Raw genomic sequence first — 11,060 nt, 5'->3', positions numbered from 1 at the left:
ATCAATTGAAGACCTAGAATATTTATTACATCAACTCTTAAATGAAGGAGCGTTAATTATTAAATGGGGACGAAAACTCAAAAATAAAGGCGATACTATTATCACAATTTAAATGCACAAGAGCTTACCAGTGTCACTAAAATTATGGATACTTCCCTAGTAAATACTCAACTCCTTGATTGGTTATCACAGATGTCTGGGCAAAAACTTACTCAACGAGAACTTACTCGACCTGTGATATTTCTGGCAAATTTAGTAACGATACTACTAGGAGTCATCTTTGTTGACGGTACAGTAGCAGAAGAAGAGAAACAAAGGCTGCTAAAAACTCTTTATTTATTTAGTACACCAGAAAGTAATGTTCGGCGACTAACGCATTTAATGATTAAAGGTATTAAAGAAAATCAAACTTATAAAAGAGTGAATGATTTGCTCCTTCTTAGTGATTCACTATCAGATTCTGAAAAACTACTATTGATTGCTTTTGGCTATGAAATGTCAGCAACAGATGGTGTAATAGATCCACGAGAAAAGCAATATTTAGAAGTAGTAGGTAATCATTTAGGAATTAACCAAAAACATCTAGCTGTTTTAGAAATTGGTTTTACTCATCAAACTGATATAGATTTAACCGCATTAGATGAAGTAAAATTTCTACTCGATCCCTCAAGGTTCTTTGAATTAGATGTGATATTTATCAAAGCTACAACTGATATGTTGACAGCTTTACCTGCTAAAAATGAACACAAAGTACTTAAGCAAAAAATACAGTATTCATATAGTGATTTAAAAAAGGTTCAAGATTATCAAAAACAATTAGATTATTTTTGTCATAATCTTTATCAGTTAATTGCTGATTGTAAAGAACATGGTTTTTTAGCAGATACTTTGATTAATGAAGTTAGTAAAATATCTCAAAAATTGCAATCTCAGAGATTTCGTCTAGCAGTGATAGGTGAATTTAGCCAAGGAAAATCAACATTACTCAATGCTTTACTAGGTGAGGTCATTCAACCTGTCAGAGAAATTCCCTGTAGTGGAACGGTAACAGTATTAAAATATGGAACTTGTAAACGAGTAATCTGTCGATATAAAAATGGCACCGAAGAAGAAATTCCTTTTAGTGAATATCAACTAAAAGCAAGTATTTCTGAAGATGCAGCACTTGGCTGTCTGAGTGATGAACTAGCAAACTCTGAAGTTAAAGAAATAGTTTTTGAACATCCTGATTTAGCATTATGTAGTAGTGGAGTAGAAATTATAGATTCTCCAGGATTGAATGAACATCCTGATCGGACAGTAGTTACTCAACAAGTATTAAAAGATACGGATGCCGTAATTTTTTTAACTAATGTATCTCGTTCTTTAACACAAACTGAACGCGAATTACTACAAGATTTAAGAATTCAATTAAATGGTGGTAAAGAGAATGAACCTACTAACAATCTGTTTGTAGTGGGTAATTTTATGGATATGGTACGGACAGAAAAGGGACGGGAACAAGTTAAGCAGAGAGTGGAAAGATTCTTACAAGGTGAAAATCCTCTAATTATTGGTGAAAATAGAATTCATTTTATTTCTGCTCAAGCTGCCTTGGAGGCGATGTTAGGAGGAGAAGAAAATGAATATTTAACTACGTTTCAGAATTTTACTCAGGCTATTGAAAAATTCTTAACAGATGAACGTGGAACTTTAAAAATAAACCTCTCTCTAATTGAAATCAACAGTTTAATCCAAAAATGTAGAAGTGGACTATCACAAGCAGAAAAGATATTAGATGGTAAGATAAATATTTCTGAATCTGAAAAGCAGAAAATATTTGAACAGATTGGTGAAGCAAGTGGGCGTGATGTCAGAATTCGTTTGGTAGCTTCTCAATTGGTAGAGCAAGTAATTGAACAAGCTGCTGAATCTTGGGATGAGTGGTGGGAAGGCTTAGAAAAACGCATAACAGAAAAAAGTCAACATTGGCATTCAGAACATAATCCTGCTTGGAGCCAAGATAGGTTAATCCAAGATTATATTAATCAATTTATTCGAGATATATCTAAAGAGATAGACGACTGGGGTAACAAAACACTTAAAGATGTTATTTTAAACGAAAATATTAAGATTTTAGATGCAAATATTGAGTATGAACTAGATGCAGTTCAAGCAGAATTTAGGAATATAGAACAACAGGTAAAAACTGATTTTAGTGAACAGCTTCAATTAACTATAGACGGCATAAATGATGATTTTATGGGTTTTGGAGGATTTGGTGGTGGATTAGGGATAGGTGGTGCTTTAGCGGCTGGACTACTAGCGTTTACAGGAATTGGTTTAGTTGCCATAATTATCGCCAGTTTGGCTGCTACAATTGCTGGTTCATTTGGTTTTGGTCTATTTGATATTGATGGGCTTCATAACCAAATAAAACTGAAAGTTATTAACATAGGTTTTCAAAAATTAAATGAATCAACAGATAAAGTTGCTGAAAAACTGCATGAAATCACTACCTCAGTTTTTGATACTAAAGTGGAATCAGCGAGTCGAGTTATTTCACAGGCTATATTGCTTTACGAGAACCTGCTAGAACAACATGAAAAAGCGTATCAAGAAACTCTAGAACAACGTGAAGCAGAAAAGGTATGGATATTTCAAAAATATCAAGAATTAGAAAAGATAAAAAATTCTATTGAAGCGATTCTGTAAAGGATGCTGGTTCAGGTTTGCCAATACCTTCAAAAGGATCTCTTAACCTTTCCTTTACTATTTTAAGTATCCGCAGTGCCGTTTTCCGGTCTTTATCAACCCAGTATTCCAAGTCTTCTAAAAATTCTGGCTGAAATACAGCTTCACGATCGCCTTTACTTTCACCCTCAACACCCATACAGCCCGACTTGGCTGGAAATATTTTAATATAGCATCAGGATAGGGCTGGATTTTGGCTATCTCTAAAGACGATATGATACTGAATTTATGTAGGTATTTTGCTACGATCGCTGTTTAATTGACCTAACTGTGATAGTGGTAACTTTATAATAAATATGTTAGTAAAACGCAAAAGCCGCAGTATCGCTGCTATTCTCGCTTTTTCTGGTACGCTCACCGTCTCAGGATTACACAAGTTCTATTTAGGTCAGCCGTTGTGGGGTATTTTATATGTGCTGCTTTCTTGGACACCAATCCCCAAGGTGGCTAGTGCAATTGAAGGTGTGTGGTATTTAGCCTTAGATGAGGAAGCTTTTGACCGGAATTTTAATCAGGGTAAGTCGGCTGTTAAGTTTTCGCAATCAGCCAGTAATCAGGTAGAAACGGTGGCGAATGCTTTGCGCGAACTCGATGCGCTGCGTCAAGATGGTCTGATTTCAGAATATGAATTTGAGCAAAAACGCCGCCAGCTACTAGACCAAATTTCTTGATATAGCACTGTAACCTGTCACCTGTCACCTGTCACCTGCCATACAAGCAAAGATAATGCACAACTGGCTACCTCTAAACTTTAAGTTACAAAAACTCCGCGCCAAATTGCTGAATGATCCTTACTATCGGTTGCAATCTGGTGAAGAAATTCAAATAGCGGCGCAATTGGGTATTCGGATTGATGTGAATCAAGCAACGGTGGATGATTGGTTGCGTTTACCGGGTTTGTCGATTCACCAGGCGCGATCGCTTGTCGAACTTTCTCGTTCTGGGGTTAAATTTTACTGTATAGAAGATGTTGCCGCCGCTTTGAGTTTACCTGTGCAGCGTCTCAAGCCATTAGAACCACTGCTGCATTTTGTTTATTACGACAATGAGTCTCTGGTTCATTCAACTCATTTGGTGAATCCCAACACCGCTACAGTCGAGATGTTAGCGCAAACGCCATTGATTGATTTGTCCCTGGCTCAAGCAGTAGTGGAAAATCGCCAAGCTTATGGACAATATCGTAATATCGCTGATTTTCAACAAAGATTGCAGTTATCTGCCGAAGCGATCGCCCAATTAATGTATTTTCTGCGGTTTTAATTCATCGTGGGTTGCTATTGGTTATCGGCTTTTTCTGAACTAAATTCAGTAAATATACACAGCTTTATCAAATTATTTATTAATTGAAAGATCCCTTTTAGGAAATCATTGATCCCTGTTTTATTCTATGAGGCAGAGATAATATTTTTATAGCCAGTGCCAGCCAGATTAAGATAAAACTACTCATCAAATACTTATAGCAAGAGACTTTTGAGCTTATCTCATATTTTATAGTATATGACTTTTTTGCGTCTTTATTATGTCTATCTACCCGTATCAGCTTCCTCTATCTTGCTAACAATTGGTGAGATATTTTCTTGACTTTAGGGACTTTATCACTAATTGTCAAGAAATGATGATATTGATCTAGTATGGTTCATAAAAACTTATTTCCCGAAATATTTGATATATATATCATCTTGGTTACAAAGTGTTAAGAAATTCTTATTAAAAAATATTGCTACTACTTGATTTTGTTGTTAACGTGTGTTTAGCAACGCTGCTGATCAATGCTCTGAATCTAAGAAGAGGTAAAAATTATGAGCCATATCCATTCAGCCAATTGCTGGAAGTATTGATGAAGTTCCGAAGCCTTGCAGAGAAAAGGGATTAGTACAACAAGGCAAAAGTTAAAAGGAAAAAGGAAAAAGAAAGATAGGTACTAGGATTTTTACTCAGCACTTTCAAATCAGAGGATTTCTACAATGCAGATACCAAAAATCTCCATTGCAAATAGCTGAGTTTTCTTCTGAAGTCAACAAGGATAGATGATTTGTCTTACCTGCGGAAAATGAGTAACCGTAATTGCGTCTATCTACAAACACAAAACGCGGGTTAAGACTTAAATTCTGGAGATATAAACCGATGAAGATTCAAGGTAATGTTGCTCTAATTACAGGGGCTTCTCGCGGTATTGGTAAAGCGATCGCCCTTGCTCTAGCACAACAAGGGATGAAAAAATTAATTTTAGTAGCACGCGATCGCCAAAAATTAACTGAAGTCGCCCAAGAAATTACGGCGATGGGAACAGAAGCCGTCATCATTCCGCTAGATTTAACTCGCGCCACAGAAGTAAATATTGCTGTAGCTCAATTGTGGCGCAATCATGGCCCGATTCATCTACTGGTGAATTGTGCTGGTGTTGCTTATCAAACCTCATTCTTGCGTTCCAAACTTCCCCAACTCCAAGAAGAACTGTCGGTAAATTTGTTGGGAATGTACACCCTCACCAGTTTGATTGCCCGACGGATGGCGAGCCAAAAACAGGGGACAATTGTCAATGTCTCTAGTTTAATGGGGAAAGTCGCTGCACCAACAATGGCAACATATTCAGCTACAAAGTTTGCCATCTTAGGATTTACCCAAGCCTTGCGTCAAGAATTAGCCGAGTACAATATTCAAGTCAAAGCCTTATTACCTTCTCTCACCGACACAGATATGGTGCGTGACTTGCAACTATTCCGTTGGGTAGTTCCCATGACACCCCAACAAGTAGCGCAAGCATTGATAGTCGGATTGCAGAATGATGCACCAGAAATTTTAGTAGGATGGCAAAGTCACTTAGCTGTGTGGTGTCAACGCCTTGCCCCTTGGTTGTTAGAGTTAATTTTGAAAATCGCCGCGCCACCAGCACCAAGAAAGCAGCAAATTGTTGAAAAACCCAGTTTATTCAGCCGGATCAATCGTTTTTGCGATGTTCTGTTAAATAGAAACGTGACTCCATTCGTATCTGCACGTAAGTCTTAAAAGATTCTGGGACGCGATCGCCTACTGCAACAATAAAGATACAGTATGAGGGATGAAAAGTTTTATTCCTCACACTTATGATTTCTTTTCCTACGACTCTCCCGCCAGAAATCGTTGACGGCTTACCAAATATTTCTGGTTGGGAGAAAGAAGTTCTTGCGGTTGTGAACCACAACGAACCTGTTTTTTTACCCTCGACCAATATAAAGTTAGAGGATGTAAATGCGGTATTTGCGATCGCTTTACACATGCACCAGCCGACTATCCCCGCAGGATACAACGGCGGACTGATCAGCAATCTGCAATATATGTTTGAACATCCCCACGAAGGCGACAACCACAACGCCGGGCCTTTTGCTTATTGCTATAGCCGGATGGGTGATTTCATTCCTGAACTTGTGAGTCAAGGTTGCAATCCCCGCGTCATGTTAGATTACTCTGGCAATTTGTTGTGGGGATTACGTCAGATGGGACGCAACGACATCCTCGACAACCTCAAAAAAATTACTTGCGATTCCAAATATCAACCTTATGTCGAATGGTTAGGAACAATGTGGAGTCACGCTGTTGTTCCTTCCACACCAATACCCGATATTAAATTGCATATTTTAGCTTGGCAACAACATTTTGCTGCTATTTTTGGCTGGGAAGCATTGGCAAGAGTCAAAGGATTTTCACCGCCAGAAATGCACTTACCAAATCACCCTGATACGTTATTTGAATTTGTTAAATCTCTGAAAGAATGTGGCTATCGTTGGTTATTAGTTCAAGAACATTCTGTAGAAACAATCAACGGTGAACCTCTCAGATATAAACACTTACCACACCGTTTAATAGCGCGTAATTCTCAAGGCGAAACAATTAGTATTACAGCCTTAATTAAAACTCAAGGCTCTGATACAAAATTAGTTGCTCAAATGCAGCCATATTATGAAGCTAAAACACTATCTAAACAACAAATAGGTAATGTATTATTACCACCGATAGTTAGTCAAATTGGTGATGGGGAAAATGGCGGCGTGATGATGAATGAATTTCCCAGTGCTTTCAAACAAGCTTGGTGGGATATGGTTAATCATGGAGGTGGTAAATCTGGCGTTGTCGGAGTGTGCGGTACAGAATATTTAGAGTTAATTACAGCCGCAGGTTGCAATCCTGAAGATTATCCAACTTGTCAGCCAGTAGGACAGTATCTAATTTGGCAACGCGTTGCACCTGATAATTGTCAACCTGAAGCTGTAGAAAATGCTATTCAAGAATTAAAGCAAAGCAACCCTAACTTTCATGTTGATGGTGCTTCTTGGACAAATCATATTAGTTGGGTAAAAGGATATGAAAATGTATTGTCTCCGATGAATCAACTCAGCAGTTTATTTCATGAAAAGATAGATAAGTTATTAGTAAATAATGAGGCGGGAGAGATGACTGAACAATCCCAATACCGTCAAACATTACTCTATAATTTATTGCTGCAAACTAGCTGTTTTCGCTATTGGGGACAAGGCACTTGGACAGATTATGCTAAAGCAATTTATCAACGGGGAGAAGCTTTATTACAAGCAAATTTTTAAATGCACAAGTGCTGAAATATCATAGACGCGCAAGCGGCTTCCCGCAGGGTACCGCAGAGGCGCAGAGAACACAGAGGTATGAGAGTTGTAGAGGAATATTGAGTAAGTCACGGCTATACAGACAAAACCCTTGATTTTATGTTAGTCCGCGCAGGCGGACTGAGTTTTTATAGCCGCGAGTTCCATTCGTCAGGGCTAGGTACTTGTAAATTTAATTAAATGTTAGTCAACTGATTACTTAAGTTGAATTAAAATTATTACAAATAATTTAATTTAAATTTAGATAAAAATATTGAGTAACAAAATGTTGTGGCATAAATGGCAACTATTGTTAGGAACTGCGGCATTAGTATTGCCATTAACGTTTAGTTTAGCTCATCCAAGGATAGGGATAAATCAGGCGATCGCCCAAAATTCTATCCTTGTACAACGCCAACATCGTACAGCACTCATTATTGGCAATTCTAATTACAAATCAGCCGATACGTTAGTTAATCCTGTCAACGATGCGACAGATATTGCTAATTCTCTACGTCAATTGGGCTTTGATGTCACTCTCCTCAAAGATGCAGATTTAAGACAGATGGAAGAAGCCATTGAAAAATTTAATCGCCAACTGCGTCAAGGCGGAGTAGGATTATTTTACTTTGCTGGACATGGAGTGCAAGTAGAGGGAGAAAATTATTTAATACCTGTCAATGCGCGACTAGAACGAGAACAAGATGTGCGTTATGAAGCGATGGCGATGGGTAAAGTTCTGAATGTGATGGAAGATGCAAATAACGATGTTAATTTTATTATTTTAGATGCCTGTCGGAATAATCCATTCGCGCGGCAATGGCGATCGCTCCAACGTGGGTTAGCCGCACCGACGCAAGCTGTTAAAGGCACACTCATTGCCTATTCTACTGCACCAGGGACAGTTGCTTTTGATGGCGATGGACGTAATAGCCCTTATACTACAGCTTTGTTACGCAATATGAAAGCTCCGAATTTAGATGTGGAGCAAATGTTTAAACAAGTCCGGGCTGATGTTCTCAATACAACTAATGGCAAACAAACACCTTGGGAATCTTCTTCTTTAATAGGTTCTTTTGCTTTTAACACTGCAAATGATAGTAACAGAAATAATATGACATCTTCTGTTACAACACCTCAATCACCACGCAATCAAGAAATCATCACCACTCCGCCGACTCCACAGCCATTGACTTCACCCAAAACAACATATTTTGCTCAACAGCCGAGTTTAGTAGAAGTCACAACAAATGATAATCAAGCCAAAGCTTTAGGCGCAACTTATTACTTTACAATTAACTTGCCAGATGGTGCGGGAACTAACCTCCAACAAATTACAATTAACCAGCGAGAAGGTGCAGAATATATCCGCTTTGATTTGAAAGAAACTGTCGCCGTTAAAGGGGGACGTTCTCAAAAAGGTGAAAAATTGCAACTAAAAGATATTAGCAGCGATCGCAAAACCCAAACAATCTCTTTTACTTTTGATCCGCCAGTTTCACCTGGAACAAAAATTACCCTTGGTTTAAAAGCCCGACAAAATCCCCAAAGAGGTGGTGTTTATCTCTTCGGTGTGACTGCATCGCCCATCGGAGAAAAACCTCACAGCCAATTTTTAGGTTTCGGCAGATTACAGTTTTATCAACATATTTAAGAAGGCAGGAGGCAGGAAAAATTTATAAAGTAAAATAACGCTATCTCCCTTGTCTGCCTTGTCCACCTTGTCCCCCTTGTCTCCCTTGCCCTCAGTCGATGAACTTCACCACAATCACACCAAGGGCAAAAGTATTTTAAATTCCGAACCCACTCCTTCTTGGGAACGGAAATCTAATTTACCGCCATGTCTTGCGGTAATAATTCGGTAACTAACGCCTAAACTAGTTTCTACATCAGCCCGTTTTTCCGTTGAAAACGAATCGAGAATTTGTTTTTGTGCTTCTTCCGACATTCCGGGGCTATTATCAACAATGCTAATACAAACCCAACGAGAATCCGGGGCATTTGGGTGGGTTGGTGCTTGAGAAACGACGGCTGTAGTAATGATAATTTGGGGTTGATTTTTGTCAGGACAAGAAGCCTGTTGAAATTGTTGCCGCACAGCTTCATCTAATAAACCATCTACAGCTTGACTAAAAATATTCATTAATACTTGGTGGAGTTGTCCCATAAAGCAAGAAACAGGTGGGATTTTGCCATACTTTTTGACAATCTCAATTTCGCCTTTTAAACGGCTTTTTAACAGCAGAACAATCCCATCGATACAAGCATTAATATCTACTGGTTTGGGATAAATTTCATCAATATGGCAGAAATTTTGTAAACTGGTGACGAGTTTTTTTAATCTTTCTGCACCAGTGTGGGCGCTGGCTAAAGCTTTAGATAAATCTTCTTCTAAAAAATCAAATTCAATTTCATCTTTGAGGTAATTAATAGCGGCTGAACCTTCTGGTAAATCTTCGGCGTAAGCAGCTATCAACTTGAGTAAGTCTTGACTATATTTTGAGATGTAAGTTAAATTGCCCCAAATAAAACCGACGGGATCTAAAATTTCATGGGCTACGCCGTCAACTAAACGCCCTAAACGTGCCATTTTATCATTTTGAATCATTTGAGCTTGACTACGTTCGTGGCGTACTTGAGTTTCAACACCGCGAATTTGCCAAGCTGCTAAATTTAAGTCGTGAATATCTAATAATTTGTAAGTATTTGCATCTGTTTGGACAACAATGGGTTCACCAAACAGTTCAGGCGATCGCTTGAGTGTATGCTGCATCGCTGTTAAAATTGTCATCGTCTCTGGTAGCAGCAAAATTTCTGTACGTGCATAGCTATAAAGCTCGCTTAGGTTGGCTTTGGCAAATAAATCTTGTCCAAAAGGACGAATAAGAAATTCTAGGATACGTCGTCGAGAAATCATCCCCAAGAATTTTCCCCGTTCCAATAAAACTACTCCTGGTAATCGCGGGTATTTTTCTAAAAAATTAGCTACTTCAGTGCATGTACAACTAATATCTACAGCAAAGTCATACATGGGTAATTCTTGCAAATTTGACTCTAAACTGAGGTAGTTATTGCTGGCAATAGATAAAACTGGTGGTGAAATTAAAGCAGTTAATTCTGATGACACTGGCAACCCTGAGATATATAGATTTTAAGAACTAATTAATAAATAAAAAGCTGAGATTTTAAAGTCTATTCAGTAAGTATGCAGCTATCAATATCATGATGTGACGCAAGTTAAACATATTGAAAACCTTGATTAACAGCAACTTAGCGACTCTCACGCATTAGCTTTATTGGGGCTAACTGACTTAAGTCCTTATTTTATTAACAGAAGGATAATTTAAACAACTTAATTCATCAAAATATTAACTAATAATAACAAAAATAAGAATTTGCCAGATTTTAGGTAGTAATAACCGTGAAAATACTTGGAGTCTTTTGGATGATTAGCGCCATACATAATGTTTACTAAAATTATTCCATTTTGGTATTGCGGATTGCTGATTTTTGTAGTAGAAATCAACCACAGACACTCTTGAATTGAAAAAATTAGGTTAAAACACTGATATCAGTAACTAAGAGTGATCCCCAAATGTTTAAAGACTGTGAATCCTTGATGAAAATGCGTGGAAGATAACACACTAATCAGCTAATTTACAGTAAGTATAAACATTAGGTAATTAAACGTCACCTAATCCTATGCCCGTTAACCGAGAATTCAGAACTATT

Annotated in this window: 8 protein-coding genes; 6 read left to right on the top strand and 2 right to left on the bottom strand. The window is 37.9% G+C overall.

Going from position 1 to position 11,060, the window contains the following annotated elements; translation table 11 throughout:
- Positions 1-144 precede the first annotated feature (144 nt).
- Positions 145-2,694 (top strand): dynamin family protein, encoded by a 2,550-nt coding sequence (locus tag H6G75_RS19615; protein ID WP_190981672.1) that lies wholly within the window; start codon positions 145-147, stop codon positions 2,692-2,694.
- Here H6G75_RS19615 and H6G75_RS19610 read toward each other — a convergent pair.
- A complete protein-coding gene (locus H6G75_RS19610) occupies positions 2,675-2,872 on the bottom strand; it encodes a type II toxin-antitoxin system YoeB family toxin (protein WP_190981671.1) in 198 nt (65 codons plus the stop codon). The genes H6G75_RS19615 and H6G75_RS19610 overlap by 20 nt on opposite strands.
- Before the next feature lie 157 nt (positions 2,873-3,029).
- Here H6G75_RS19610 and H6G75_RS19605 point away from each other — a divergent pair, with 157 nt between their 5' ends.
- The 5 genes from H6G75_RS19605 to H6G75_RS33945 all read left to right on the top strand — a co-directional run bounded on the left by H6G75_RS19605 (position 3,030) and on the right by H6G75_RS33945 (position 8,982).
- Complete coding sequence (locus H6G75_RS19605) at positions 3,030-3,404, top strand: NINE protein (RefSeq protein ID WP_062291837.1); 375 nt, start codon at positions 3,030-3,032, stop codon at positions 3,402-3,404.
- A 55-nt stretch (positions 3,405-3,459) separates the two neighbouring features.
- Positions 3,460-3,993, top strand: coding sequence for a ComEA family DNA-binding protein (locus H6G75_RS19600; protein WP_190981670.1), 534 nt, complete (start codon positions 3,460-3,462; stop codon positions 3,991-3,993).
- Positions 3,994-4,857: 864 nt separating this feature from the next.
- On the top strand, positions 4,858-5,739 hold the full coding sequence (locus H6G75_RS19595; RefSeq protein ID WP_190981669.1) for an SDR family oxidoreductase: 882 nt from the start codon (positions 4,858-4,860) through the stop codon (positions 5,737-5,739).
- A gap of 77 nt (positions 5,740-5,816) precedes the next feature.
- The gene (locus H6G75_RS19590) at positions 5,817-7,310 is read left to right on the top strand and encodes a glycosyl hydrolase family 57 (RefSeq protein WP_190981668.1); all 1,494 of its coding nucleotides are present in this window, start codon (positions 5,817-5,819) and stop codon (positions 7,308-7,310) included.
- Between the two features lie 304 nt (positions 7,311-7,614).
- On the top strand, positions 7,615-8,982 hold the full coding sequence (locus H6G75_RS33945; protein WP_199337941.1) for a DUF2808 domain-containing protein: 1,368 nt from the start codon (positions 7,615-7,617) through the stop codon (positions 8,980-8,982).
- Positions 8,983-9,096: 114 nt separating this feature from the next.
- On the opposite strand, the gene H6G75_RS19575 is transcribed toward H6G75_RS33945, so the two are convergent.
- The gene (locus tag H6G75_RS19575; RefSeq protein WP_190981667.1) at positions 9,097-10,455 is read right to left on the bottom strand and encodes a sensor histidine kinase; all 1,359 of its coding nucleotides are present in this window, start codon (positions 10,453-10,455) and stop codon (positions 9,097-9,099) included.
- Positions 10,456-11,060 lie beyond the last annotated feature (605 nt).

The sequence above is a fragment of the Nostoc sp. FACHB-280 genome, from assembly GCF_014697615.1.
Taxonomy (GTDB): Bacteria; Cyanobacteriota; Cyanobacteriia; order Cyanobacteriales; family Nostocaceae; genus Nostoc_B.
This window is presented reverse-complemented; position numbering and strand designations above follow the sequence as displayed.

What these genes read in the sequence shown, in the direction of transcription:
- H6G75_RS19615 (WP_190981672.1), top strand. Translation starts at nt 145, where the DNA reads ATGGATACTTCCCTAGTAAATACTCAACTCCTTGATTGGTTATCACAG.
- H6G75_RS19610 (WP_190981671.1), bottom strand. Translation starts at nt 2,872, where the DNA reads ATGGGTGTTGAGGGTGAAAGTAAAGGCGATCGTGAAGCTGTATTTCAG.
- H6G75_RS19605 (WP_062291837.1), top strand. Translation starts at nt 3,030, where the DNA reads ATGTTAGTAAAACGCAAAAGCCGCAGTATCGCTGCTATTCTCGCTTTT.
- H6G75_RS19600 (WP_190981670.1), top strand. Translation starts at nt 3,460, where the DNA reads ATGCACAACTGGCTACCTCTAAACTTTAAGTTACAAAAACTCCGCGCC.
- H6G75_RS19595 (WP_190981669.1), top strand. Translation starts at nt 4,858, where the DNA reads ATGAAGATTCAAGGTAATGTTGCTCTAATTACAGGGGCTTCTCGCGGT.
- H6G75_RS19590 (WP_190981668.1), top strand. Translation starts at nt 5,817, where the DNA reads ATGATTTCTTTTCCTACGACTCTCCCGCCAGAAATCGTTGACGGCTTA.
- H6G75_RS33945 (WP_199337941.1), top strand. Translation starts at nt 7,615, where the DNA reads ATGTTGTGGCATAAATGGCAACTATTGTTAGGAACTGCGGCATTAGTA.